Annotated in this window: 20 protein-coding genes; 9 read left to right on the top strand and 11 right to left on the bottom strand. The window is 71.8% G+C overall.

The genetic code is table 11. From position 1 onward, the window contains the following. Positions 1 to 203: 203 nt before the first annotated feature. Both JTN19_RS02480 and aroB read right to left on the bottom strand, forming a co-directional pair. Entirely contained in the window at positions 204 to 1,223 is a 1,020-nt protein-coding gene (locus tag JTN19_RS02480; protein WP_278008334.1) for an NADP-dependent oxidoreductase, read from the bottom strand. Then, the gene (aroB, locus tag JTN19_RS02475) at positions 1,220 to 2,899 is read right to left on the bottom strand and encodes a 3-dehydroquinate synthase (RefSeq protein WP_340643264.1); all 1,680 of its coding nucleotides are present in this window, start codon (positions 2,897 to 2,899) and stop codon (positions 1,220 to 1,222) included. The genes JTN19_RS02480 and aroB overlap by 4 nt, the downstream gene beginning before the upstream one ends. 54 nt (positions 2,900 to 2,953) lie before the next feature. On the opposite strand from aroB, the gene JTN19_RS02470 reads away from it, so the two are divergent. After that, entirely contained in the window at positions 2,954 to 3,100 is a 147-nt protein-coding gene (locus JTN19_RS02470) for a hypothetical protein (RefSeq protein WP_184382349.1), read from the top strand. A gap of 1 nt (position 3,101) precedes the next feature. Beyond that, positions 3,102 to 3,998 (top strand): tyrosine recombinase, encoded by an 897-nt coding sequence (locus JTN19_RS02465; protein ID WP_206930072.1) that lies wholly within the window; start codon positions 3,102 to 3,104, stop codon positions 3,996 to 3,998. A gap of 1 nt (position 3,999) precedes the next feature. On the opposite strand, the gene JTN19_RS02460 is transcribed toward JTN19_RS02465, so the two are convergent. Beyond that, positions 4,000 to 6,318 carry a methyl-accepting chemotaxis protein gene (locus JTN19_RS02460; protein WP_206930061.1) on the bottom strand — a complete coding sequence of 773 codons (2,319 nt, stop codon included), beginning with the start codon at positions 6,316 to 6,318 and terminating at the stop codon, positions 4,000 to 4,002. A gap of 126 nt (positions 6,319 to 6,444) precedes the next feature. Between JTN19_RS02460 and JTN19_RS02455 the strand changes: the two genes are divergently transcribed. Together JTN19_RS02455 and JTN19_RS02450 are read left to right on the top strand one after the other, a co-directional pair. Continuing rightward, complete coding sequence (locus JTN19_RS02455; protein ID WP_206930059.1) at positions 6,445 to 7,086, top strand: flavin reductase family protein; 642 nt, start codon at positions 6,445 to 6,447, stop codon at positions 7,084 to 7,086. 72 nt (positions 7,087 to 7,158) lie between these two features. Next, complete coding sequence (locus tag JTN19_RS02450; protein ID WP_206930057.1) at positions 7,159 to 8,814, top strand: ABC transporter permease; 1,656 nt, start codon at positions 7,159 to 7,161, stop codon at positions 8,812 to 8,814. Positions 8,815 to 8,836: 22 nt separating this feature from the next. Here the strand turns inward: JTN19_RS02450 and JTN19_RS02445 are convergent, their stop codons facing one another. Genes JTN19_RS02445 through recG form a run of 6 tightly spaced genes read right to left on the bottom strand, consistent with a single transcriptional unit; the run spans position 8,837 to position 15,790 of the window. Further along, on the bottom strand, positions 8,837 to 9,292 hold the full coding sequence (locus JTN19_RS02445) for an NUDIX hydrolase (protein ID WP_206930056.1): 456 nt from the start codon (positions 9,290 to 9,292) through the stop codon (positions 8,837 to 8,839). Further along, positions 9,292 to 10,284, bottom strand: coding sequence for a DUF4340 domain-containing protein (locus JTN19_RS02440; RefSeq protein WP_206930054.1), 993 nt, complete (start codon positions 10,282 to 10,284; stop codon positions 9,292 to 9,294). Before JTN19_RS02440 ends, JTN19_RS02445 begins: the two co-directional genes overlap by 1 nt. Then, a complete protein-coding gene (locus JTN19_RS02435) occupies positions 10,284 to 12,203 on the bottom strand; it encodes a Gldg family protein (RefSeq protein ID WP_206930052.1) in 1,920 nt (639 codons plus the stop codon). Before JTN19_RS02435 ends, JTN19_RS02440 begins: the two co-directional genes overlap by 1 nt. Further along, positions 12,203 to 12,934, bottom strand: a complete 732-nt coding sequence (locus tag JTN19_RS02430) for an ABC transporter permease subunit (protein WP_206930050.1) — start codon at positions 12,932 to 12,934, stop codon at positions 12,203 to 12,205. The genes JTN19_RS02435 and JTN19_RS02430 overlap by 1 nt, the downstream gene beginning before the upstream one ends. Continuing rightward, complete coding sequence (locus JTN19_RS02425; RefSeq protein ID WP_206930048.1) at positions 12,931 to 13,644, bottom strand: ATP-binding cassette domain-containing protein; 714 nt, start codon at positions 13,642 to 13,644, stop codon at positions 12,931 to 12,933. The genes JTN19_RS02430 and JTN19_RS02425 overlap by 4 nt, the downstream gene beginning before the upstream one ends. A 55-nt stretch (positions 13,645 to 13,699) precedes the next feature. Continuing rightward, positions 13,700 to 15,790, bottom strand: a complete 2,091-nt coding sequence (recG, locus tag JTN19_RS02420; RefSeq protein ID WP_206930046.1) for an ATP-dependent DNA helicase RecG — start codon at positions 15,788 to 15,790, stop codon at positions 13,700 to 13,702. 19 nt (positions 15,791 to 15,809) lie between these two features. Between recG and JTN19_RS02415 the strand changes: the two genes are divergently transcribed. Both JTN19_RS02415 and mfd read left to right on the top strand, forming a co-directional pair. Next, positions 15,810 to 16,115 carry an FAD assembly factor SdhE gene (locus JTN19_RS02415; RefSeq protein ID WP_340643263.1) on the top strand — a complete coding sequence of 102 codons (306 nt, stop codon included), beginning with the start codon at positions 15,810 to 15,812 and terminating at the stop codon, positions 16,113 to 16,115. After that, a complete protein-coding gene (mfd, locus tag JTN19_RS02410; protein ID WP_206930043.1) occupies positions 16,112 to 19,546 on the top strand; it encodes a transcription-repair coupling factor in 3,435 nt (1,144 codons plus the stop codon). The genes JTN19_RS02415 and mfd overlap by 4 nt, the downstream gene beginning before the upstream one ends. A gap of 58 nt (positions 19,547 to 19,604) precedes the next feature. Here the strand turns inward: mfd and JTN19_RS02405 are convergent, their stop codons facing one another. Continuing rightward, positions 19,605 to 20,321 carry a haloacid dehalogenase type II gene (locus JTN19_RS02405; protein ID WP_206930041.1) on the bottom strand — a complete coding sequence of 239 codons (717 nt, stop codon included), beginning with the start codon at positions 20,319 to 20,321 and terminating at the stop codon, positions 19,605 to 19,607. Between the two features lie 157 nt (positions 20,322 to 20,478). On the opposite strand from JTN19_RS02405, the gene JTN19_RS02400 reads away from it, so the two are divergent. Next, positions 20,479 to 20,874, top strand: a complete 396-nt coding sequence (locus tag JTN19_RS02400; protein ID WP_206930034.1) for a nuclear transport factor 2 family protein — start codon at positions 20,479 to 20,481, stop codon at positions 20,872 to 20,874. Between the two features lie 318 nt (positions 20,875 to 21,192). Here JTN19_RS02400 and JTN19_RS02395 read toward each other — a convergent pair whose 3' ends face one another. Continuing rightward, positions 21,193 to 22,272 carry an Ldh family oxidoreductase gene (locus JTN19_RS02395; RefSeq protein WP_206930032.1) on the bottom strand — a complete coding sequence of 360 codons (1,080 nt, stop codon included), beginning with the start codon at positions 22,270 to 22,272 and terminating at the stop codon, positions 21,193 to 21,195. 93 nt (positions 22,273 to 22,365) lie between these two features. Between JTN19_RS02395 and JTN19_RS02390 the strand changes: the two genes are divergently transcribed. Next, entirely contained in the window at positions 22,366 to 23,616 is a 1,251-nt protein-coding gene (locus JTN19_RS02390) for an NAD(P)/FAD-dependent oxidoreductase (RefSeq protein WP_206930031.1), read from the top strand. Then, entirely contained in the window at positions 23,613 to 24,926 is a 1,314-nt protein-coding gene (locus JTN19_RS02385) for an MATE family efflux transporter (RefSeq protein ID WP_206930022.1), read from the top strand. Before JTN19_RS02390 ends, JTN19_RS02385 begins: the two co-directional genes overlap by 4 nt. The last annotated feature ends 7 nt before the right edge of the window (positions 24,927 to 24,933 follow it).

The raw sequence follows: 24,933 nt of genomic DNA, 5'->3' as shown, positions 1-24,933 counted from the left end.
TCCTCCGCGCCTTGCGGCGCGTTGGTGCACGGGTCCCTTGGTCTTGGGGTGGGCGTCGCCGTCATCGGCTGAGGCCCCCGCTACGGTGCCGCCGCGTGGGCGGCCCGTGCTGAACCAACCCGCGACCGGCGCGCGGGTTCCGAAAAAACGCCCGAATTGTGTCGAAGAGAACCTGCGCGGGGCCTTGTGGCCCCGCGCGCAACTCAGCCGATGCGAACGACCAGCTTGCCGAAGTTTTCGCCCTGCAACAGGCCGATGAAGGCACGCGGCGCGGCGGCCAGGCCGTCGGCCACATCCTCGCGCCAACGCATGCGGCCCTGGGCGATCAGCGGCGTCATCTCCGCCAGGAAGGCGTCATAGCGGGGCCAGCCCGTATCGCTGACGATGAAGCCCTGGATGCGGAGCCGCTTGCGCACCACGGGGCCGAGATTGGGGCCGGGCGGCGCGCCGGCCGCATCGGCGCCGGGGGCGATGTTGTATTGCGCGATCATCCCGCACATCACCATCCGGCCGAAATCATTGAAGCGGGGGAAGACCGCTTCCTGCACATGGCCACCCACGTTTTCCCAATAAACATCAATGCCATCCGGGCAGGCGGCGTCGAGCTGCGGGTTGAGCGGCTGGCGGTGGTCGAGGCAGGCGTCGAAGCCCAGCTCCTTCACCACGAAGTCGCACTTGGCCTGGCCGCCCGCGATGCCCACCACGCGGCAGCCGCGCGCCTTGGCCAACTGCCCCACCACCTGGCCCACGGCGCCGGAGGCGGCGCTGACCACGACGGTTTCACCGGCCTTGGGCGTGCCGATATCCTCAAGCCCGACCCAGGCCGTCAGCCCCGGCATGCCCAGCAGGCCGAGATAGGCCGAAAGCGGCGCGACGGACGTGTCCACCTTCCGCAGCCGCGCCGCATCCATCACGCAGAAGCGCTGCCAGCCCTGGCCGCCCATCACCACATCACCTGGCTTGAAGCCGGGGTCGTTGGAGGTGACGACCTCGCCCACCGTGGCCCCTTCCATGACGGCGCCGAGCGCCACGGGCTTCGCGTAGCTCTTCGCGTCGCTCATCCGCCCGCGCATATAGGGGTCGAGGCTGAGGAAGCGCGCGCGGACCAGCACCTGGCCCGGGCCGGGCGTGGGCGGGGCGGTTTCCACCACCTCGAAATCCTCGGGCACGGGCGCGCCCTGGGGACGGCGGCGCAGCAGGACCTGCAGGTTCGTCTCAGTCATTCGGAACATCCTTCATCCATCAGCAGGCGGCGCACGGCGTCTTCCTGCACCGAGGAATCGGTGAAGGCCTCGCCCGCGCCGCGCAGCAGCACGAAGCGCATGGCGCCCTCGCGTGCCTTCTTGTCGGCCTTCATCCGCGCGATGAGGCGCGTGGCGGAAAACCCGCGCGACAGGGAGGCGATACGGGCGGGCAGCCCCACCTCGCGCAGGTGTTCGCGCACGCGACCGGGCCATTCCTGGCTGCACAGCCCCATGCGCGCGGAGATCTCGGCGGCGAGGCCGAGGCCCACCGCCACCGCCTCGCCATGCAGCAATTCGCCGCCATAGCCGCATTCGGCCTCCAGCGCGTGGCCGAAGGTGTGGCCGAGGTTGAGCAGCGCGCGGCCGCCCTCGGGCTTGGTCTCGAACTCATCCTCCGCCACCACGCCGGCCTTGAGGCGGCAGCTTTCCAGCACGGCATGGGTCAGGGCCGCGGGGTCGCCCTGCATCGCCGCCGCGCCATTGGCCTCGCACCAATCCCAGAGCGGGCCTTGCAGCAGTCCGTGCTTGGCCACCTCCGCCCAGCCCGCGCGCAATTCGCGCGGCGGCAGGGTGGCCAGCGTGGCGGTATCGGCCAGCACCAGCTTCGGCTGGTGGAAGGCGCCCACCAAATTCTTGCCATGCGCGGTGTTGATGCCCGTCTTGCCGCCCACCGAACTGTCCACCTGCGCCAGCAAAGTGGTGGGGCATTGCACGAAGGGCAGGCCGCGCAGCACGGAGGCCGCCGCGAAGCCCGCGAGATCCCCCACCACGCCGCCGCCGAGCGCGATCACCACCAGACGACGATCCGCGCGCGCGGAGAGGATGGCGTCCACCACTCGTTCGAATTCCGCGAAGGATTTGCTGGCCTCGCCCGGCGGCACCAGGATTTCGGCGGCGAGCTGGATGCCGCCATCCGCCAGCCCCTCGCGCAGCGCGGGCAGGTGCAGCGGCCCCACCGCGGCATCACTGACCACGACCGCGCGGCGGCCTTCCACCCGCTGCGCGATCTCGGCGCCGGCGCGGCGCAAAAGGCCGGGGCCGATCAGGATGTCATAGGCGCCGCGCGCCAGCGCCACCTGCATGCGCGCGGGCGGGCGGTGCGCGGCGATGGCCTCGGCGAGGCGGCGCGTGGTGGTCTCGGGGTTCTCGTCGGTGCAGAGCAAGGTGATGTCGGCCTCGGCATAGCTCGGGTGGCGTTGCGCCATCAGGCGCTCCAGCACCGCGCGCGGATCGGCGTTCTGGAACATGGGGCGATGCTCCCGCCCCGCCACGCGGCGCAGCAGCACGGAGAGGCGGCACTTCAACCAGACGGAGAGCGCGCCCGCCTCGCGCACCGCTTCGCGCGTGACGGGGTCCACCCAGGCGCCGCCGCCGGTCGCCAGCACGATGGGCTCCTTCCGCGCCAGCAGGCGGGCGATGACGCGGCGTTCGCCCTCGCGGAAATGCGCCTCGCCATAGCGGGCGAAGATTTCGGTGATGGGGATGCCGGCCGCCGCCTCGATTTCCGAATCGGCGTCCAGAAACGGCATGCCCCAGCGCGCCGCCAAGCGTTTGCCGATGGAGGATTTGCCGGCGCCCGGCATGCCCACCAGCACGATGCTGCGCGCGGATGGCGTTTCGGGAACAGGGCTCAGGGGGGCGAGGTTGCGTGACACGGCGACGGAAGGTAGCACACCGGCCTGTTCGCGCGAGGGGACGCACCGCCCATCATGTTCCGCCGCCCCATCCTGACCTTGATCCTGCTGCTGCTGCTGGGTGCCGCGGGGGCCGTGCTGTGGTTCGCCGCCTTCCCGCCGCCCGTGACGCCCACCGCGGTGGAGCGCATCATTCCGAATGATCGCTTCCAGGTGAGGTAGCGTGTCCGGCGCGCTGCTCGAGGCCTTCCTGGAGATGATGGCGGCCGAGCGCGGCGCCGCCCGCAACACCACCGACGCCTACCGCCGCGACCTGGAGGATGCGCTGGTGGCGCTGGGCGGTGACCTGGCGACAGCGGGCCCCGATTCGCTGCGTCAGTATCTGCGCGGCCTGGCCGCCATCGGGCTTTCGCCCCGCACCCAGGCGCGGCGCCTCTCCGCGCTGCGGCAGTTCTTCCGCTTCCTGGCGCGCGAGGGCCACCGCGCCGACGACCCGACCGAGCTGCTGGACAGCCCCAAGCTGCCCGCCCCCCTCCCCCGCGCGCTGACCGAGGCCGAGGTGCAGGCCCTGCTGGCCGGCGCCGAGACCCTTCCGGGCGAAAAGGCCGCCCTGGCCGTGGCCGCGATCGAGATGATCTATGCCTCCGGCCTGCGCGTTTCCGAACTGGTGACGCTGCCGGCCGGCGCGCTGCGCGAGGACACGCCGCTGGTCATGGTGCGCGGCAAGGGCGGGCGGGAACGGCTGGTGCCCCTCTCCCGCCGCGCGAAGGAGGCGGCGGCCCAGGCGCGGGCGGGGCTGGTGGAGCGCACGAAGGGCAAGCCGCGCACCGGGCGCTATCTGCTGCCCTCGCGCGGGGCCAATGGCCACATGACGCGGCAGAGCGTGGGGCTGCTGCTGAAGCAGGCGGCCGAGGCGGCGGGGCTGGACCCCGAGCGCATCAGCCCCCATGTGCTGCGCCATTCCTTCGCCACGCACCTTCTGGCGCGCGGCGCCGACCTTCGCAGCCTGCAAATGCTGCTGGGCCATGCCGACATCGCCACCACGCAGATCTACACGCGCGTGATGGAGGAGAAGCTGCGGGCGGTGCTGGCCGAGCACCACCCGCTCGCGGCGGGTTAGTTCAGGCGCGCACCTGCCGCAGGAACTCCGAGGCCTTGCCGCGCAGCGAACCGGCCTGCTGCGCCAGATCGTTGGCCGCTTCCAGCACATGCCCGGCGGCCCCGCCCGTCTCGCCCGAGACGCGGCGCACATCCTCGATGCGGCGCGCCACCACGGCCGTGCCGTCGGCGACCAGCGTGGCGCTGCGGGCGATCTCGCGCGTGGCGGCGCCCTGTTCCTCCACCGCGGCGGCGATGGCGGCCGTCACCTCGTTCATGCGCTCGATGGTGGCGGTGATGGAGCGCAGCGCCGATACCGCCTGCTCCGTCGTGCCCTGGATGCCGCCGATCTGCGCCGCGATCTCCTCGGTCGCCTTGGCGGTCTGGGCGGCGAGGTTCTTCACCTCGCTGGCCACCACCGCGAAGCCCTTGCCGGCCTCACCGGCGCGCGCCGCCTCGATGGTGGCATTCAGCGCCAGCAGGTTCGTCTGGCCGGCGATGTCGCTGATCAGCCGCACCACATCGCCGATGCGCTGCGCGGCCTGGGCCAGGCCCTGCACCGTGCCGTCGGTCGCCCGCGCCTCCTCGGCCGCGCTCCGCGCCACCTGCGCGCCCTCGGAGACCTGGCGCGTAATCTCGGCCACCGAGGCGGCCAGTTCCTCCGCACTCGCGGCCACCGCCTGCACATCGGCGCCGGCGCGGGCCGAGGCCTCGGCCACCGCCTCCGCCTCGCGGCCCGACAGCGAGGCCGCCTGGGTCAGCCCGTTGGCGGAGGTCTGCATCTGGCCCGCCGCATTGGCCACGGCGTCCACCACCCCGCCGACCTCCACCTCGAAGCTGTCCGCCAGGCGGGCCTGGGCCGTCACCAGCTGCCAGGTCAGCATGGGGCCCATGTAGCGGCCCTCGCGGTCCCGGATGGCGGTGACGTTCAGCTCGATCACCTCGCCGCCCAGGCTGATGCGGGTGCGGTGGGGCAGATGGCGGTCATCCGCCATCATGTCGCGCTGATGCGCGGGGTTCTTGTGGAACACGTCCATGCTGGCGCCCATCAGCGCATCGGCCTTCACCGGCAACACATGCTCCACCGCGCGGATCACGCGCACGGCCTCGGGGTTCACATAGGTGATGCGGAAATCATCCTGCGGGTTGGCCGTCATGACGCCCAGGTTGAGCTGTTCCAGCATCTGGCCCTGGGCGAAGGCCTTGCGGACCTCGCCGCGCAGCCCCTCCAGCGCGCCGGCGATGCGGCCGATCTCGTCCTGGCGGTCCTGATGCGGCACGGGGGCCGAGGTGTCGCCCGCCGCGATGTCGCGGATGGCGCCGGCCAGCCGGGCCAGCGGCGTGGCGATGGCCCGCGTGGTCAGGAAGGCGAAGGCCAGCATGAAGGCCACGATGACGCCGCCCGTCACCACCACCACCTGCTGCAGCACGGAGGCGCTGTGCATGGCCTCCGCGGCCAGGTCCTCGCTGCTGGCGCGCAGCCCCGCGCCCGCGGTGTCCAGCGTGCCCGTCAGCGCCTCGCGCGCCGGGGCCAGGCGTTCGGATTGGATGGCCTCGATCTCGGCATTGCGGGTGGCCAGCGCCTCGGCCGCGCTGGCCACGGCGGCACCGGCATTGGTCAGGCGCTCCGCCTCGAAGCGCATGCTCTCCGGCACCTGGGAGGCGAAGCGCCGCCCATGCACGCGCGACTGCGCGGCCGCGCGCCGCAGCCGGTTGACCGCCCCCGCATCCCCGGTGGCGAGGTAGCGCTGGGCGCTGAGCCGTGCGTCGTTCACCGCCTGCACATAGGTGTTCAGCGTGTCGCGCAGCTCCTCGCGCTGCTCGCCCTCGGCGGCGAACTGCACATTGGCGTTGGCGGCTTCCACCGCATGGTCGAAATCGGGCTGGCGGGCGAAGAATTCCCCGTCGCGCGTGGCCAGCAGCGCGGCGCGCGCCTGCACCAGGGAGGCGGCCAGCGCCTCCATCTCGCGCAGCCGGGCCTCGGCGGCGGAAAGCGCCGCCAGGATGTTGGCGCCGGCCGTGCCCGCACGGTCCCGCGCGGCCCCCAGCGCGGCGGAGGCATCGGCCATGGCCCGGCGCTGGCCTTCGGCCTCGCGCTCCAGCTCGGCCTCCGACTGGGCCAGGACCACGCCGCGCTCATGGCTGTAGGCGCGCCAGATCTGCTGGCCGACCTCGATGGAGTATTGCCGGGCCTCGCTGCCCTGCCGGGCCTCGCCATTGGCGCGTTCGAGCTGATGGGCCTGGAACATCACGGCCGCGGCGAGCGCCGTCAGCAAGGTGATGGTCAGGCCCGCGCTGATGGACAATTTCGTCGCGACACGCAGGTTGTTGAACAGACGCATGGGTTTTCCTCGCAGGCCGATCGGACCCAGGATCGCCTGCCCCGCTTAAGCGAGGATGAACGCCACCCCCTCGACAGGCCGGGCGCCCCCGCCCAACTTGCGGCCACCAACCGGAGGCCACCGCCCATGATGTTCGATTTCGAGAAGATGTCCCCCGCCGACTGCTACAAGCTGGTGGTCAGCACCGTGGTGCCGCGCCCCATCGCCTGGGTCGTGACGCAGGACGAGGCCGGCGTGGTGAACGCCGCCCCCTATTCCTTCTTCAATGCCTTTTCCTCCAACCCCGTCGTGGTCGGCATCGGCTGCGGGCCGCGGCCCGAGGGCAGCCCCAAGGACACGCTGGCGAACATCAAGGCCACGGGCCAGTTCGTCGTCTGCCTCGTGCCCTATTCCCACATCCAGCACATGAACATCACGGCCACCGACTTCGCCCCCGGCGTGGACGAGCTGGCCGAGGCGGAACTGACCCAGGTGCCGTCCAGCAAGGTGAAGCCGCCCCGCATCGGCGAGAGCCCCGTGGCCCTGGAATGCGAGACCTTCCAGCTGGTCGAGGCCGGGGAGCACACCATCGTGCTGGGCCGCGTGGTCGGCATGCATGTGCGCGACGACGCGGTGATGGACCCCGCCCGCCACTACATTGATACCCCCAAGCTCGACCTCGTGGGCCGCATGCATGGCCGCGGCTGGTATGCCCGCACGACCGACCGGGTGGAGGTGCCCCGCCTGACCATGGCGGAATGGGAAGCGCGCAAGAACAAGAAGGGGTGACCCGCCGGGGCATGGCGGGCCCGGCCGCCTTGGGGTAAGGCTGCGCGAGATGAGAATGCCTCGCACCTTCCCATGAGCGCAACCACCGCCACCCCCGCTTTGGCGCGTCCGCGCCGCGCCCCCTTCTGGGCGCGGCTGACGCTGCTGGTGGCGCTGGTGCTGGCCATGCCCATCGGCGCGGTTCTGGCGGCGGCCGTGACGCCCGCCGGCGCCGTGTGGTGGCACATTGCCACCACCTTCCTGCCCGAGATGCTGGCCACCACCCTGGTGCTGGGCCTGCTGGTGGCGCTGCTGGCCGGCAGCGCGGGGGCCGTCACCGCCTGGCTCGTCACCTGCTGCCGCTTCCCGGGCCACCGGGTTCTGGAGGTGGCGCTGCTGCTGCCCCTGGCGATGCCCGCCTATGTCGCCGGCTATGCCTGGACCTGGCTGATGGACGTGGCCGGCCCCGTGCAGTCCACCCTGCGCGAGGCGACGGGGCTGCGCTTCGGCGAATACTGGTTCCCGGAGATGCGCAGCCTGGAGGGGGCGGCGCTGGTGCTCTCCATGGTGCTCTACCCCTATGTCTACCTGCTGTGCCGCGCGGCCTTCCTCGCGCAATCCACCTGCCTGGTGGAGGTCTCGCGCACGCTGGGCCATTCGCTCTCGCGCGTGTTCTGGCATGTGGCGCTGCCCCTGGCGCGGCCCGCGCTGGCGGCGGGCGTGGCGCTGGTGCTGATGGAGACCTTCGCCGATTTCGGCACGGTGCAGTATTTCGGCCTGCGCACCTTCACCACCGGTATCTACGAGGCCTGGTTCGGCATGGCCGACCGTGGGGCCGCCAGCCAGCTCGCCGCCGTGCTGCTGATGTGCGTGGCGCTGCTGCTGGCGCTGGAACACGCGAGCCGCGGCGGCCGCCGCTTCCACCCCATGACGACGCGCCACGCCCCCTTCCAGCCCGTGCCGCTGCGCGGGTTCAAGGCGGCGCTGGCGCTGCTGGCCTGCCTGGCGCCGCTGGCGCTGGGCTTCCTGGTGCCGGCCGGCGCGCTCTTCGCCCTGATGCTGGAGGCGGGCGACCCGCTGGCGCCGCGCCGCTTCCTGCCCTTCCTGCTGAACTCGCTGACGCTCGCTTCCATCACCGCCGTCCTGGCCGTGATCATCGCCGCCTGGCTGGCCTGGGCGGCGCGGCTGCACCCGGGGCGAGGGCAGCGCGTGGCGAACCGGGTGGTGTCACTCGGCTATGCCGTGCCGGGCTCGGTCATCGCGGTGGGGGTGCTGGTGCCCTTCGGGCTTTTCGACAACGCGCTGGATGGCTGGATGCGCGCCAGCTTCGGCATCAGCACGGGGCTGCTGCTGTCGGGCACCATCGTGGCGCTGGTCTTCGCCTATCTGTCGCGCTTCCTGGGCGTGGCCTTGCAGGCGGTGGAGAGCGGGCTGACGCGCCTCAAGCCCTCCTTCGGCATGGCCGCACGCTCCTTGGGTTGCGGGCCGGGCGAGGCGGTGCGGCGGGTGGAATTGCCGCTCTCGCGCGGGGCCATCTTCACCGCGGCCATCCTGGTCTTCGTGGACACGATGAAGGAATTGCCGGCCACGCTGATCGTGCGGCCCTTCGACTTCGACACCCTGGCGGTGCGCGTCTACAACCTCGCCTCCGATGAGCGCCTGGCGGAGGCCAGCACCTCCGCGCTGCTCATCGTGGTGGCAGGGCTTCTGCCGGTGGTGGCGCTGACGCGGGCGATGCGGCGGCGGTAGCGTCGGATCGTCTTCGGTGAAGTCACCGAAGACGTGAATCCGCCGCGTCAGCAAGCAGGCGCAAGCGCGCGATGGCGATCACCGCCCGCGCCTCGCGCGTCAGCGCGTAGCCATCCAGCGCCTCGGGCCGCGCCCAGGCCACCGCGTCCACGTCATCGCCGGGCCTTGCCTCGCCGCCCGTCCATTCGCCGCAGAAGTCCACGATGGTGTAGTGGTAGCGCACCGCGCCCGCGTCATCATGCGTCACCGCATCCACCACATCGGCCAGCAGCAGGGGGCCGACTTCGATACCGGTCTCCTCCAGGAGTTCGCGCCGCGCCGCCTCCTGCGTCGTCTCACCCAGGTGCTGCGCGCCGCCGGGCAGCGACCAGGAGCCGATGCGCGGCGGCTTGCCGCGCCGGACCAGCAGCACCTCCTCGCCCCGGAAGGCGATGACGCCGATGCCGATCCAGGGGCGGTCCGGGTATTCGCGGGACATCAGGGCAGCAGGTCGGCGAGGCGCGGGACCAGCGCCTTCTCCTTCCAGTCGCCCACGCGGTAGGCCCAGCCCTGCCAGCGGGCGTGCAGCGCCTGGGCCTCCGGGCCGCCATCGGCGCGCAGCACCAGCCAGAGCTGCCCGTCCAGCATTCGCGGCCAGGCGGTGATGTTCACCTCGTCGGTGTAGGTGAAGCGGGCCTCGCCCAGCGCCTGGCCTTCCAGCGCGGTGGCCGGGCGGACATCGGTGAAGGTCAGCAGGTCGAAGGCGCGGCCCACATCCTCGAGCGCCGCGGGCGCGGTGCCGGGGGCTTCGGCGGGCGTGATCACGCGCAGGGGCGCATCCACCTCCCCGGCGCGTTCCAGCACGAGTTCCGGCTCGCCCGCGCGGCGGATCTCCACGCGGCGCAGGCGGTCGGGGGCCAGCATGGCGATCTCGCGGTCCACCCAGAGATGCGGGTCGCCATCGGGCACCACGCGGCCTTCGGCGAGCCAGGACCGCGCCTCGCCCTCGCGGCGCAGGAAGATGGCGTCCGGCACCTGCGCCTGGGGGCGGGTGCGGCGCGTGCCGAGGATCACATCCAGGATCACGCCGCCCTGCGCGTCCAGCACGCGCAGCCGCGTGGCGGTGCTGCCGGGCGAAGTGGGGTCATCCACGCCGAGGCGCGCGTGCAAGGCCGGGTCGCTGGTGCGTTCCTCGACGAGGCGCAACTCGCTCACACCCGACAGCAATTCGCGCAGCTTCGGCACGCGCGCCGGGTAGAGCGCCAGTTCCTCGACCACCCAACCCTCGCCTGCGCGCAGCATCGTGCTGCGCTCGGCATTGCGGATGATCTCGACGCGCGCCGCCTGGGGCAGCCGCGTGGCGAGGTCCGGGAAGGCCAGCGCGCCCGGCGTGAATCGCCCCGGCCGCTCGCCCGCCGGTGCCAGCAGGATGGCGGCCGCCACGGCTGCGGCGCCCAGCCCGCCGATGACGAGAACGCTGCGCCGTCGCATCACGCGCGCGCCGCCGCGCGACGCCTTGCGCGCAGCAGCCCCAGCACGATGGCCAGCACCGTCAGCAGCAGCGGCACCGCCACGATGTTCAGGATGCGCAGGTTGCGGTCCAGCGCCTCGATGTCGCGCCGCAGCTCCAGCTGCACGGCGCGCAGCTGCCTTCGCGTGGCCGCGATCTCCTCGCGCGCGCGCTCGATCTCGGCGCGCTGCGCCTCGGTGATGACCACCTGGTTGGTGTTGCGCGCGCCCTCGCCCGGTGTGCCCTGGCGGAGTTCGCGCAGGCGCCGCTCCGTGGCCTGGAGGCGTTCCGTCAATTGCCGCTCGGTCTGGCGGAACTGGGCGTCAGCGCGGCGGCGGATGTCCTCCACCACCTCGAAGGGCCGCTGGCTTTCCCCGCGCGAACGCAGGCCGATCATGGCGTCGCTGCCCGAAAGGCTGTCGGCCAGGTTCACCACGAAGGGTCCGTTGTTGGAGAAGGGCGCGATGGTCTGCTGCCCGAAGAATTCCTGCACGCGCACCCAGAAGCGGTCCTCCAGGATGTCGCTGTCATGGATGACGACAAGGTTCGCGGGCCCGTTGCTGCGCGCCAGGTGGGCGGGAAAACCCTCCGGCCGCGTGGCGCCTTCCGGCAGGGCCGGCGGCCCGTCCTGGAAGGCCGAGAGCAGGTTGCCCCGGATGCGCGCCGCGATCACCCGGCGTTCCCCATCGGCGCGGAATTCCGCCAGGATGCGCGTGGGCGAGGGCTCGCGCCGCACCTGCGCCGCGTCCAGCAGCATGGATTGCGCGGAGCTGGTCAGCAGCGGGATGAACTCGATCCCCGCGCCCTCACGCGGGCGCAGATGCCCGGCGGAGGCCACGCTCACCTGTTCCAGCAGCGCGGTGGATTGCTCCTCGCGGTTCAAACTGTCGCCCTGCAGGTTGAACCAGGCCACGTAGTCCACCGCCTGCACGCGCTCATTGGGCCCGGCGCGCACGCGCCAGGCGCCGCGCAAATCGAGCACCACCTGGTCGGCCGGCGCCTCCACGCCCCAGGCTTCCAGAAGGCGATCGAGGCGCGAGGCGGTGTCGGTCGGCGGCGCGCCGGTGGGGCCGGGGCGCGTCGCCTGCATCTCGCTGTGCGGGTCTATCATCACGATCAGGCGGCCGCCGCGCATGACGAACTGGTCCACGGCGTATTGCGCCGCTTCCGGCAGGTTCTGCGGGTGGGCCAGCAGCAGCACCTGCACCTCGGGCGGGATCACCTGGGCGTCATAGCCCAGCTCCTGCACCGTATAGGCCTCGCGCAGCTGGCGGATCACGATTTGGGGCTGGGCGAGCTGCGGCTGGCGCATCATCATCGCGCGCGGATCGCCCGAAAGCGGCAAGGGCGAGAGCACGCCCAGCACGGGCTTTTCCGGATTCGACAATTCGAAGACGAGCCGCGTCAGATCCGCTTCCAGGAAGCGTTCGCGCTCGGGCTGGAAGAAGGGGATGGCGCGCTCGGTGTCCACGAGGTTCGCGCCGGCCACGCCGAAGAAGACCTGCTCGCCGCCCTGGTCCAGCGGGACGCCCTGCAGGCCGAGCGCGATGGCGCGGTCCTCCGTCTCCGAGAAGGGCTCGGGGTCGTAGAGCTCCAGCCGTACCATCCCGCGCGAGGCCGCCACATATTCGCGCAGCATGTCGCGCACGCGCTCGGCATAGGCGCCGTATTGCGGGATCTCGGCGCCCAGGCGGCGCGAATAGAAGAAGCGCAGCGTCACCGGGTCGCGCAGCCCCTCCAGCACCTGCCGCGTGCCGGGCGATAGGGTGTAGAGGCGGTTCTCCGTCAGATCGAGGCGCGCGGAGGAGAGCAGCCGGTCGGCCAGCAGATTGACGCCCACGGCCAGCAGCAGCGCGGCCAGCACGCCGAGCGTGGACAAGGCAAGACGGGTGCGGCGCATCAATCGGCCTTCCTGTGTTCGAGGATGGCGGCGTTCAGCAGCAGCCAGACCGCGATGAAGCTCGCGAAGAAGATCACGTCGCGCGCCGCGATCACGCCGCGCGCGAAGCCCGCGAAGCGCTCGGCCACGGAAAGCCCCCGCGCCACCTCCGCCAGCCAGGGCAGGTTGGTGGAGAGGAACTCGGTCACGATGGTCGAGCCCGCCGCCGCGAACAGGAAGCACCCCGCCACGGCGAGGACGAAGGCGATGACCTGGTTGCGCGTCATGGCCGAGATGGCCGCCCCCACCGCGAGATAGGCGCCGGCCACCATCAGGCAGCCGAGATAGCCGGTCAGGATCACGCCATTGTCCGGCTCGCCCAGGTAGTTGACGGTGATGACCAGCGGGAAGGTCAGCGCCAGCGCCACGGCGCAGAAGGCCCATGCGGCGAGGAATTTCCCCACCACCGCCTGCCCGGTCGTGATGGGCAAGGTGAGCAGCAGTTCCACCGTGCCCAGGCGCCTTTCCTCGGCCCAGAGGCGCATGGTCAGCGCCGGCACCAGGAAGAGGAACAGCCAGGGCACGAAGTTGAAGAAGGGCAGCAGATCCGCCTGGCCGCGCGCGAAGAAGCCGCCCACCGTGAAGGTCAGCGTGCCCGACATCACCAGGAAGATCACGATGAAGACGGTGGCGACGGGGGTCGCGAAATAGGCGGCGAATTCGCGCCGCGCGACGGCGAGCATGGCCCTCATGCCGCTTCCCTCATGGTGAGTTCCCGGAACACCTCGTCCATGCTGCGGCCATCGGCCACCAGCGCGGCGGGCGTCGCATCGGCCAGCACGCGGCCGCGCGCGATGATGATGGCGCGCGTGCAAAGCGCGCCCACCTCCTCCAGGATATGCGTCGAGATGATGATGGCCTTCTGCGGCGCCATCTCGCGGATCAGGGCGCGGACCTCGTGCTTCTGGTTGGGGTCGAGGCCGTCGGTCGGCTCGTCCAGCACCAGCACCGGCGGGTCATGCAGCAGGGATTGCGCGAGGCCCACGCGGCGCTTGAAGCCCTTGGACAGCGTCTCGATGGGTTGCAGCCGCACGCCCTCCAGCTGCGTCAGCGCCATGGCACGGGCCACCTCGGCCCGGCCCACGCCGCGAATCCGCGCGCAGAACCGCAGAAAATCCTCGACGGCCATCTCGGGATAGGTAGGCGCGCCCTCCGGCAGGAAGCCCAGATGGCGCTTCGCGGCGACGGGGCGTTCCACCACATCCTCGCCGCAGATGCGGGCCGTGCCTTCGCTGGGCAGCATGAAGCCCGCCAGCATCCGCATGGTGGTGGATTTGCCGGCGCCATTGGGGCCGAGGAAGCCCACCACCTCGCCCCGCGCCACGTTGAAGGACACGCCATCCACGGCGGTGAAGCCGCCGAAGCGCTTCGTCAGGCCCTCGATCTCGATCAGCGCGGTCACGATGCCCCCTTCCCTGTCGGCGCCCGATTTAAAAGCCCTGACCCGCAATGCAAGGTCAACCCGCCGCCAGGAAGGCCACCGCCTCCGCCTTGCCGAACAGCGCCAGCAGGGTCCGGGCGGCCTCACCGCGCGGGGTTCGCAGCTCCGGGTCGCGGTGCAGCAGCAATTCGGCGTCCTGCGCGGCCATGGCGATCAGGTCGCGCATGCGCCCCGCGGCGCGCTGGGCCGCGGCCTCGTCCTCGCCGCGCAGGGCCAGGCGGTAGAGCTGTTGCCCGGCCTGGCGGGTGCCGAGCGCGTCCCCGCCGCCGCGAATCCGCAAATCCTCCTCCGCGATCACGAAGCCGTCCTCGGTGTCGCGCAGGATCAGAAGGCGTTCCTTTTCCCGCTCGGACAATGCCTCGGAATGGACCAGCAGGCAGGAGGAAGGGCGCGACCCCCGCCCCACCCGCCCGCGCAGCTGGTGCAGGGCGGAAAGGCCGAAGCGTTCCGCCTGCTCGATGAGAATGATGGTCGCCTCGGGCACGTCCACCCCCACCTCGATGACGGTGGTCGCCACCAGTATTTGCGTGCGGCCGGCCGCGAAATCGGCCAGCGCGCCTTCGCGCAGGGGCATGTCCAGCTCGCCATGCGCGAGGCCGACGCGGCCCGGGAAGCGTTCGGAAAGTTCCGCGAAGCGGGTTTCGGCGGCGATGCTGTCATCATGCTCGCCGCCGGTGATGGCGCGGACCACCCAATAGGCGCGCTCCCCCCGTGCGAGCGCGGCGTCGAGGCGTTCGATCACGTCCGGCAGCCGGGCGGCGCTGACCACGCGCGTCGCGATCGGCTGCCGCCCGCGCGGCTTCTCCCCGATGCGGCTCACCTGCATCTCGCCCCAAAGCGTCAATTGCAGGGTGCGCGGGATGGGGGTGGCGGTCATCACCAGCATGTCCGCCCGCTGGCCCTTGGCGGCCAGTTCCAGCCGCTGGGCCACGCCGAAGCGGTGCTGCTCATCCACCACGGCCAGGCCGAGGTCCTGGAACTCCACCCCCTCCTGGAACAGCGCATGGGTGCCGATGGCGAGCTTGATGGACCCGTCCGCGAAACCGGCCAGCACGCGCCGCCGCTCCGCCCCCTTCACGCTGCCGGCCAGAAGCGCGACGGGCACGGGGGCAAGCGCCTCCAGGGTGCGGAGGTGCTGCCGCGCCAGGATTTCCGTGGGGGCCATCAGCGCCGCCTGCGCCCCGGCCTCGACGGCCTGGAGCATGGCCAGCACCGCCACCAAGGTCTTGCCTGAGCCCACATCGCCCTGCAGCAGGCGCAGCATGCGGTGCGGGGCTTCCATGTCGGCGCCGATCTCGGCCAGCGCCATGCGTTGCCCCGGCGTGGGCTCATGGCCGAAGCGGGCGAGGGCCTGGGCGCGGAGCCTGCCATCCCCCCGCAGCGCGCGCCCCGGCACAGCCCGGTTGCGCCGCCGCAGCAAAGCGAGCGCCAGCTGGTCCGCCAGCACCTCGTCATAGGCCAGACGCTCCCAGGGGGCGGGGCCGGGGCGGCGGTCGGGGAGGTGCAGGGCGCGCAGGGCGGCGGGGAAAGCGGGCCATTTCTCCCGCGCCAGCAGGGGGGCGTCATGCCATTCGGGCAGGTCGGGCAGCAAGGCGAGGGCTGCGCGGATGGCCGGCGCCAGGTGGCCGCGCTTCAGCCCCTCCGTCAGCGGCCAGATGGCCTCCAGCGTGGGCAGGGCCGCCGGGTCCGCCGCCACCTCGGGGTTGATGCAGGAAAACCCGTCGCCCTCGGGCCGGATTCGCCCCGCGATCCAGCGGGGCATGCCGCGCGGCAATTGCCGCTCCACCGTGCCCAGGAAGCCGCCCATGAAGCGCAGGGTGACGCCCTGTTCGGTGCGGACCTCCACATAGCGGCGGCGGGTGGCGCGGCTTTGCGCGGCGCGGGCTGCCAGCGGCGTCACGGCCAGGATGGCGTCCACCCCCTCCGGCGCCTCCTCCGGCCGGGTCACGGCCACGCGTTCGGTGATGCGCTCCGGCAGGTGGAACAGAAGGTCCAGCACCCGCCCGCCCCCCGCCGCCTTCTCGATCAGCGCCGCGCGCGCCGGCCCCACCCCGGGCAGGGTGGCCAAGGGCGCGAACAGGGCAGGGAGGCTGACAGGATTGGACACAGGGTCCTATATGCCACCCGTGACCCCGACTGACGAAACCCCCGAGCTTCCGCCCCGCCAACGCCGCCTCCTGTTCCGCGCCCTGCACCGCGGCACCAAGGAGTGCGACCTGATGCTGGGCGGCTTCGTCCGCCGCCACATCGCGACCCTGGACGCGGCCGCGCTGGAGGAGCTGGAGGCCATCCTGGAAATGCCGGACGTGGACCTGGCGGACTGGCTTTCCGGCCGCCGCCCCATCCCGGCCGAGGCCCGTGGCCCCCTCCTGCTGCGGATCGCCGCCGAATCGGCCACCCCCGGCGCCGGCAAGCCGGACCATCTGCGATGACGCTGGACGTCCATGGCACGCCCGAGGGCTATGACGCCCTGCTGATCCGGGCGCGCCGGGCGGAAAGCCAGGCGCCCGTGCTGCATGTGTGCCGGGACGATGCCCGCATGGCGCGCCTTGCGGACGCTTTGGGCTTCTTCATGCCCGAGGCCGAGATCCTGCGCCTGCCGGCCTGGGATTGCCTGCCCTATGACCGCGTCTCGCCCAACCCCGAGATCGTGGCGGAACGGGTGGCGACCCTGGCCGAACTGGCGGCCCCCGCCGCCCGCCCGCGCATCGTGCTGACGACGGTGAACGCGCTGGTGCAGCGCGTGCCGCCCCGCGCCGTCTTCGCCGGCGCCGCGCTGAACCTCCGCAAGGGCGGGCGGGCGGCGATCGAAGCCGTCACGGGCTTCCTGGAAACCAATGGCTACAACCGCACCGGGACCGTCATGGAGCCCGGCGAATACGCGGTGCGCGGCGGCATCCTGGACCTGTTCCCGTCCGGCGAGGCGGAACCGCTGCGCATTGATTTCTTCGGCGACGAGATCGAAAGCCTGCGCAAGCTCGACACCGGCACCCAGCGTTCCGGCGCGCAGGTGGACCGGCTGACGCTGCGCCCGGTGGGCGAGGTGTTTCTCGACCCCGCCTCCATCGAGCGCTTCCGCGTCGGCTACCGGGAATTGTTCGGCAACGCCTCGGCCGAGGACCCGCTTTACGCCTCCATCAGCGCCGGGCGCCGCCACCCGGGCATGGAGCATTGGGCCGGCCTCTTCCACGAGGCCATGGAAACCCTGCTGGACTACCTCCCCGGCGCCAGCGTCAGCCTGGACCACCAGGCGGAGGATGCGCTGGCCGCACGCCTGGAAATGATCGCGGACCACTACGAGGCCCGCCGCACCCCTTCGCGCCTCAACGAGAACGAGGTGCCCTACCGCCCCGCCCCGCCGCGACTGCTGTATCTGGACCGGCGCGGCTGGGATGCGATGCTGGACGGGTTGCAGGTGCTGCGCTTCTCCCCCTTCGCCCAGGCCGCGGGCGCCGCCGGCATGGATGCCGGCGGGCGGCCCGGCCGCCTCTTCGTGGACATCCGCCAGGCGGGCGAGAACGTCTTCCGCGCCTATGCCGCCCATGCCGAGACCGAGCAGGGCCGCGGCCGCCGCCCCATGCTGGCCGCCTGGACCCGCGGCTCGCGCGAGCGGCTGGTCACGCTGCTGCGCGAGAACCGCGTGGCCGCCGAGCCGGTGGAGGACTACTACGCCTTCCAGAAGCTCGCCCCCGGCGTGGTCGGTGTGGGCATCCTCGGCCTGGAACGCGGCTTCATCGCGGACGGGCTCTCCATCACGGCCGAGCAGGACTTGCTGGGCGAGCGCATTGCCCGCCCCGCCCGCCGCCGCAAGCGCGCCGACCAGTTCATCGCCGACGCCACGCAGATCGAGGTGGGCGACCTGCTGGTCCATGCCGACCACGGCATCGGCCGCTATGACGGGCTGGCCACGCTGGACGTGGGCAACGCCCCGCATGACTGCCTGCGGCTGATCTATGATGGCGGCGACAAGCTCTTCGTGCCGGTCGAGAACATCGAGATCCTCTCGCGCTTCGGCACCGAGACGGCGGGTGTCGCGCTGGACAAGCTGGGCGGCGCCTCCTGGCAGGCGCGCAAGGCCAAGGCCAAGCAGCGCATCGCGGACATGGCCGCCGGCCTCATCCGCCTGGCCGCCGAGCGGCAGACGCGCGAAGCCCCCATCATCGCGCCCCCCGAGGGCAGCTATGACGAGTTCTGCGCCCGCTTCCCCTATGCCGAGACCGAGGACCAGGCGCGCGCCATCGCGGACGTGCTGGAAGACCTCGCCGCCGGCCGCCCCATGGACCGGCTGATCTGCGGCGATGTGGGCTTCGGCAAGACGGAGGTGGCGCTGCGCGCCGCCTTCACCGTCGCCATGGCCGGTTCCCAGGTGGCGGTGGTGGTGCCGACCACCCTGCTCGCCCGCCAGCATTTCCGCACCTTCACCGCGCGCTTCGAGGGGCTGCCGGTGCGCATCGCGCAGCTCTCGCGCATGGTGACGGCGAAGGAGGCGGCCGAGGTGAAGGCCGCGCTCGCCGATGGCAGCGTGAACATCGTGGTCGGCACCCATGCGCTGCTGGGGACGGGCATTTCCTTCGCCGATCTCGGCCTCGTCATCGTGGACGAGGAGCAGCATTTCGGCGTGAAGCACAAGGAACGCCTGAAGGAACTCGAAGCCGGCGTCCATGTGCTGACGCTGACCGCCACCCCCATCCCGCGCACCCTGCAACTGGCGCTGTCCGGCGTGCGCGAGATGAGCGTGATCGCGACCCCGCCCGTGGACCGCCTGGCCGTCCGCACCTTCATCATGCCCTGGGACGGGCTGGTGCTGCGCGAGGCCATCCAGCGCGAACGCTTCCGCGGCGGACAGATCTTCTGCGTGGTGCCGCGCATCGAGGACATGGCGCGCATGGCCGAACGCTTGGCCGAGATCGCTCCGGAAACCCGCGTGGTCCAAGCGCATGGAAGGCTGTCCGCCACCGAGCTCGAACAGGTGATGACCGAGTTCGCGGATGGCAAATATGACATCCTCCTCGCCACCAACATCGTGGAATCCGGCCTCGACATGCCGGCGGTGAACACGCTCATCATCCACCGCGCGGACATGTTCGGCCTCGGACAGCTCTACCAGCTGCGCGGGCGCGTGGGGCGCGGCAAGCAGCGCGGCTATGCCTACCTGACCTGGCCCGCGCATCACCGCCTGGCGCCCACCTCGCAGAAGCGGCTGGAGGTGATGCAGACGTTGGACAATCTCGGCGCCGGCTTCACCCTCGCCAGCCACGACCTCGACATCCGCGGCGCGGGCAACCTGCTGGGCGAGGAGCAGTCGGGCCAGATCCGCGAGGTCGGCATCGAGCTCTACCAGGAGATGCTGGAGGAGGCGGTGGCGGATTTGCGCGCCGGCTCCCGCGCCAAGCGTGAGAGCGAGGGCAATTTCACGCCGCAGATCAACCTCGGCCTCGCCGTGCTGATCCCGGAGAACTATGTGGCCGAATTGCCGGTGCGCCTCGGCCTCTACCGCCGCATCGGCGGCCTCGCGACCGAGGGCGAGGTGGAGGCCATGGCCGCGGAACTCGCCGACCGCTTCGGCCCCATCCCGCCCGAGGTGGAGAATTTGCTGCAGGTGGTGGCGCTGAAACTGGCCTGCCGCGCCGCCGGCGTGGAGAAGGTGGATGCCGGCCCCAAGGGCGTGGTGCTGGCCTTCCACAAGGGCCGCTTCGCCAACCCCGCCGGCCTCGTGAACTGGGTCCAGGCGCAGAAGGGCGTGGTGGTGCTGCGCCCGGACGGGAAGATGGTGCTGGCCCGCGAACTGCCCTTCGACGCGCGGATCAAGGCCGCACGCGGGCTGGTGTCCAACGTGCTGAAGGTGGCGAAGCAGGCGGCGTAGCGCCTGCCCCACCAATCTTCCACCGCGGCCGATTCACGCCTGCGGCGATCGGACGCGGTCAGCACTCCAGCTTCGCCGCCAGGTCCACAAAGCTCTCCGCCACGCAATCCCACGGGTCCTCGGCCGTGAGGTCCGTGCCCTGCGCCGGCCCATGCTCCGTCGGCCGCGCCACGAAGGCGGTGGCGAGCCCGGCCTTCCGCGCCGCGCGCAGATCGCCATTGTGGGCGGCCACCAGGCAGACCTGGTGCGGCGCCAGGCCCAGGATTTCGGCGGTGCGCGTATAGGCCTCGCGCTGCGGCTTGTAGGCCTGGGTGGCCTCGGCCCCCAGCACCGCGTCCCAGGGAATGCCCGCGCGCTTGGCCATGTTCGCCAGCAGCAGGATGTTGCCGTTGGACGCCGGCGCCAGGAAATATTTGCGCCGCAGCCGCGACAGGCCGAGCAGCACATCCGGCCAGGGGTCCAGCCGGTGCCAGGCGCGGTTCAGGTGGTCCAGATCGGCCTCGGTGCAGGAGGCGAGGTCAATGCCGTGGTCCTTCAGCACCAGTTCCAGGTTTTCCCGGTGCAGCACGTCCAGCCGCGTGAAGGGGCGGCGGCCGGCGCGGCATTCCTCCATGGCGGGCTGGTAGCGGCGGCGCCAGGCATCGGCCACCGCGAAGGGGTCGAGGTGCGCGCCGCCTCGGGCGGGCAGGAACTCGGCCAGGGCGCGGGCCACGCCGCTGCGCCAGTCCACGACGGTGCCGAAGACGTCGAACACCAGGGCCTGCACCTCCTTCATGGCGCCGTCTCCGTGCGGGGTGGGTGCTGGTCGCATGTCGCCGTGCGGGCTGGTTGGGCCATGGGTGTTCCTCCTGCGGGGCATACTCCCCCGTCATCCCCGCGTGCGGAAGCCCCGCGGCTGTGGCATGCTGGCCGCAACACGACAGGAGGACACGATGCCCGAAGGTTCCATGACCCTGCCCGCCCTCGCCGCCATCGAGGCCGTGGTCCGCACCTATCTCGACGGGTTGCACGAGGGCGATGCCGAGAAGATCGCCGCCGCCTTCCACCCCTGCGCCCATCTCTACAGCGCCCCCAAGGGCGAGGTGGTGGACTTCCCCCGCGCCGATTGGCTGACGGCCATTAAGGGCCGGCCCTCGCCGCAGTCGCAGGGCCTGGCGCGCGAGGACCGCATCCTGGCGATTGACATGGCGGGCGATGACGCGGCCTGCGTGAAGGTGAATTGCTGCATCCCGCCGCGCTACTTCACCGATTTTCTTCTGTTGCTGAAGACCAGCGAGGGCTGGCGGATCGTGGCCAAGAGCTTTCATACCGAACTTCGTTCGGTATGATTTTTTAAGCCCTCAGACGCCGGGCGCGGCCTCCGGCCGCTTGGCTTGCGCGCCGCGTAAGGCGCGCTGAGCGCGCGGTCGGTCCGGGCGCGGCGCCGGCCTTGCCGGCGCATCCTCGCAAGACGGCGTTACCTGGCGGAGGTGGCAGCGCCGCACCCGCTCCAGCGCCCGTGGCAGGCTATGATTTTCTTGACTTTTCAAGGCGTTCCCGGCATGAAGCCAAGCCGTCGCCGCATGGCCGCACGGGGTCGGCACCTCCCCCGCGGTAAGATCGTAAGATGGTAAGATAGTAAGGCGGCGGGGTGATGTTCCCGGCCCTCAGGCGCCGGGCGCCGCCTCCAGCACGAACGGCACCCCCGCCCGTTCCGCAATCTCCCGCACATGCCGCTCCAGGCTGGCCGGAATGGGGATGCCCGCCTCCAGCCGCTCCGCGCGGGAAAAATCCTCCGGGTCACCGGGGATCAGCACGGGCTCCTCCGGGTTGGCGGGGCGGGCGCCGCGCAGCACCTCCACCACGCCCGCCATATCGGCCGTATAGGCGTCCATGTCGCGGAAGGCGCGCGGGTCCAGCGCCAGCATCATGTGGCCGATATTGTTGGGCTCATCCGTGCGCTGGCTGCGGTTGCGGATGGGCGAGAAGCTGGCGCCCACCATCGTCCCCGCCAGGATATGGACCATCAGCGCCAGCCCGTATCCCTTGTGCTCGCCCAGCGGCGTCAGCCCGCCCTCCTTGCGCTTGAAGACGTAGTCGTTGGCGGCCGCGTGGTCGGTCACGGGGTTGCCCGCGCCATCCACCACCCAGCCGGGCGGGACGTCCTTCTCCTTCAGGTGATAGACCTTCACCTTGTTCGCCGCGACGGTGGTGGTGGCCATGTCCAGCACCACCGGCTGGCCTTCCCCATTGGGCGCGGCGAAGGCGATGGGGTTGGTGCCCAGCACCGGCTCCGCGCCGCGCGGCGGGACCATGCTGATGCCGCGCGTGGAGGAGAACACCATCCCCACGAAGCCCGAGGCCGCCGCCATCCGCGCGTAATAGCCTGCCGCGCCGAAATGGTGGCTGTTCACCACCCCCACCGCGCCGATGCCATGGATGCGCGCCTTCTCCACCGCCATCCGCATGGCCATCACGGCGGGCGGGTGGCCCAGCGCGTCGCCGCCATCCACCAGCGCCGTGGCGCCGAATTCCCGCACGACGCGCGGCTGGCCGGCGATGCGCAACTGCCCCAGCCGCAGCAATTCCTCATAGCCCATCAGCATCGAGATGCCGTGGCTGTCCACGCCCATCAGATCCGTCTCGGTCATCACCTCGGCCGTGGTCTCGGCCAGCGCCGCGGGGCTGCCCCAGGCCAGCAGGATGGAGGTGATCTGCGCGCGGACGGATTGGTGCGTGGCGTTCATGGCGTGTTCCTTGTCCCTTGCCGGACCTTCCGCGTGGGCGGGCGCGGGGTCAACGCCTTCACGCGCGCCCTGGTTTGGGCAAGCATCCTTCCCATGGAACCTCCGCAACATGTGATCGTCGTGGGCGCCGGCATCGTCGGCCTCTGCGTGGGCTGGCACCTGGCGCGCGGAGGGGCCCGGGTCACGGTGCTGGACCGCGACGGGCCGGGCGAGGGAACCTCTTCCGGCAATGCGGGGGCGATCTCGGCGGGGTCGGTCGCGCCGCTCGCCATGCCGGGGGTGCTGAAGCAGGTGCCGGGGATGCTGCTGGACCCCAAGGGCGCGCTGCACATCCCCGCCCGCTACTGGCCCGCCGCGCTGCCCTGGCTGTGGCGCTTCGTGCTGAGCGCCAGGCCCGAGCGCGTGCGCGAGATCGCCGCCGGCATGGCCACGCTGCTGCACGGCGCGGAAGAACGCCACCGCGAGATCCTCGCCGCCGAGGGCGCGCTGGACCTGATCCAGGAGCACGGCCAGCTCTACCTCTACCGGGATGCGGAGCACCTCAGGAAGGACGACGCCGCCTGGGCGCTGCGCCGCGAACACGGCCAGGTGACGCAGGTGCTGGACCGCGCCGGCATCCTCGCCCTCGAACCCGGGGTGTCCGACACCTACCAGGTCGGAATCTTCCTCCCCGACCAGGGGCATTGCGTGAACCCGCTGCGCCACGCCCGCACCGTGGCGCGCGGCATCGAGCGCATGGGCGGCACCATACGTCGCGCGACCGTCGAGGCGCTGGCCACCGAAGGCCCCCGCGTGGTGGGCGTGCGCGCCGGCGGCGAGACCCTGCTGGCCGACCGCGTGGTGCTGGCCGCCGGCGCCTGGTCCGCGAAGCTGCTGGCGCCCCTGGGCATCCGCATCCCGCTGGAGAGCCAGCGCGGCTATCACGTCATGCTGCCCGACCCCGGCATCATGCCGACGCGCCCCCTGGTCCCGGCCGACCGCAAGGCCTTCATCACGCCCATGGAGGGCGGGCTGCGCATCGCCGGCACCGTCGAGTTCGGCGGCACTGAGGCGCCCCCCACCGCGGCCCGCGCCGCCCTGCTGCTGGAGGATCTGCGGAAGGTCTACCCGCAGGCACGCACGGAGGGCGCTGAGCCGCACTGGATGGGCCACCGCCCCTGCCTGCCCGACACCTTGCCCGTGATGGGGAAGGTGGCCGCGCATCCCGGGCTGTGGTGCGCCTTCGGGCATGGGCATCTGGGGCTGACGGCCTCGGCGCCGACCGGCGCGCTGATCGCCGGCGCCATGCTGGGGCCGACCCCGAATACGGACCTCTCGCCCTTCGCCGCGGAGCGCTTCGCATGAGGCCCACCGCAGGTGAGCTGGCCCGGCGCATCCTGGCGCTGGCGGCGCCGACCACGCTGCTCTCGGCGCTGCAGGTGGTGGCGCTGCTGATCGAGACCTGGATCGCGGCCAGGCTGGGGCGCGAGGCGCTGGCGGGCTGGGCGGTGGTGCTGCCCTTCGCGCTGCTGCTGGGGCAGATGTCGGCGGGGGCCATGGGCGGCGGCGTGGTCAGCGCCATCGCCCGCGCGCTGGGGGCGAAGCAGCCGGAGGAAGCGGCGGCGCTCGCCTTGCACGCGCTGCTGATCGCGCTGGGCTTCGCCATGATGTTCGTGGTGGTGCTGGCGGTGTTCCCCTGGACGGTGCTGGGCTGGATCGGCGGGCCCGTCGCTGCGGCGGCCGGCGCGCCCTATGCGGCGGTGATGTTCGGGCTGGGCGCCGTTCCGGCCTGGCTGGCCAATACGCTGGCCTCCATCCTGCGCGGCGGCGGGCGGCATGGGCTGGCGGCACGGGTGCTGAACCTGGCCTGGCTGGCCTATCCCGCGCTGGGCTTCCTGCTGGCGGACACGCTGGGGATGGGGCTGGTGGGGCTGGGGCTGTCCTTCGCCCTGTGCTTCTGGGTGGCGGCGGGCGTCATGGCGGCGGTGGTGGCGAGCGGGGCCGCGGGCTTCGCCGTGAAGCTGCGGGTGCCGCTGCGCTGGGCGCGGTTCCAGCGCATCCTGGCCGTGGGGGCCACGGCCTGCTTGCTGGCCTTCGTGGCGAACATGACGACCATCCTCGTCACGGCGCGGCTGGCGGTGCATGGCGCGGCGGCGGTGGCGGCCTATGGCGTGGCGGCGCGGCTGGAATTCATGATGATCCCGCTGGCGTTCGGCGTCGGCTCGGCCTTGACCGCGCTGGTGGGGCGCGCGGTGGGCGGGGGCGATTGGGAGACGGCGCGGCGCACGGCCTGGGTGGGCGGGGGCATGGCGCTGGCGCTGTGCTCGGCCATCGGGGTGAGTGTCGCGGTGTGGCCGATGGGCTTTTCCCAGTTGTTCGCCTCGGACGCCGAGGTGGCGCGCATCGCGGCGGAGGCGCTGCGCTGGATCGGCCCGGCCTTTGGCGGCTTCGGACTGGGGATGGCCATGTATTTCGCGGCGATGGGCGCGGGAAAGATGGGCTGGCCCGTGGTGGCGGGCTTTTCGCGGCTGGGGATTGCCGTGGTGGGCGGGTGGCTGCTGAGCGACGTGCTGGGGATGGGGATGGCGGGGCAGTTTTTGGCGGTGGCGCTGGGGATTACGGCTTATGGGGTGTTGGCGGCGGGGGCGGTGTGGGGGGGGGTTTGGGGTGGGTAACTACTAG

Origin of the sequence: Roseococcus thiosulfatophilus (assembly GCF_017311575.1) — a bacterium.
Classification (GTDB): Bacteria; Pseudomonadota; Alphaproteobacteria; order Acetobacterales; family Acetobacteraceae; genus Roseococcus; species Roseococcus thiosulfatophilus.
This window is presented reverse-complemented; position numbering and strand designations above follow the sequence as displayed.

Coding starts and splice junctions, on each gene's coding strand:
- JTN19_RS02435 (WP_206930052.1), bottom strand. CDS start 12,203: ATGCGCCGCACCCGTCTTGCCTTGTCCACGCTCGGCGTGCTGGCCGCG.
- JTN19_RS02480 (WP_278008334.1), bottom strand. CDS start 1,223: ATGACTGAGACGAACCTGCAGGTCCTGCTGCGCCGCCGTCCCCAGGGC.
- JTN19_RS02390 (WP_206930031.1), top strand. CDS start 22,366: ATGGAACCTCCGCAACATGTGATCGTCGTGGGCGCCGGCATCGTCGGC.
- JTN19_RS02400 (WP_206930034.1), top strand. CDS start 20,479: ATGCCCGAAGGTTCCATGACCCTGCCCGCCCTCGCCGCCATCGAGGCC.
- JTN19_RS02455 (WP_206930059.1), top strand. CDS start 6,445: ATGATGTTCGATTTCGAGAAGATGTCCCCCGCCGACTGCTACAAGCTG.
- JTN19_RS02395 (WP_206930032.1), bottom strand. CDS start 22,272: ATGAACGCCACGCACCAATCCGTCCGCGCGCAGATCACCTCCATCCTG.
- JTN19_RS02445 (WP_206930056.1), bottom strand. CDS start 9,292: ATGTCCCGCGAATACCCGGACCGCCCCTGGATCGGCATCGGCGTCATC.
- mfd (WP_206930043.1), top strand. CDS start 16,112: ATGACGCTGGACGTCCATGGCACGCCCGAGGGCTATGACGCCCTGCTG.
- JTN19_RS02430 (WP_206930050.1), bottom strand. CDS start 12,934: ATGAGGGCCATGCTCGCCGTCGCGCGGCGCGAATTCGCCGCCTATTTC.
- JTN19_RS02385 (WP_206930022.1), top strand. CDS start 23,613: ATGAGGCCCACCGCAGGTGAGCTGGCCCGGCGCATCCTGGCGCTGGCG.
- JTN19_RS02440 (WP_206930054.1), bottom strand. CDS start 10,284: ATGCGACGGCGCAGCGTTCTCGTCATCGGCGGGCTGGGCGCCGCAGCC.
- JTN19_RS02450 (WP_206930057.1), top strand. CDS start 7,159: ATGAGCGCAACCACCGCCACCCCCGCTTTGGCGCGTCCGCGCCGCGCC.
- JTN19_RS02405 (WP_206930041.1), bottom strand. CDS start 20,321: ATGAAGGAGGTGCAGGCCCTGGTGTTCGACGTCTTCGGCACCGTCGTG.
- JTN19_RS02470 (WP_184382349.1), top strand. CDS start 2,954: ATGTTCCGCCGCCCCATCCTGACCTTGATCCTGCTGCTGCTGCTGGGT.
- JTN19_RS02460 (WP_206930061.1), bottom strand. CDS start 6,318: ATGCGTCTGTTCAACAACCTGCGTGTCGCGACGAAATTGTCCATCAGC.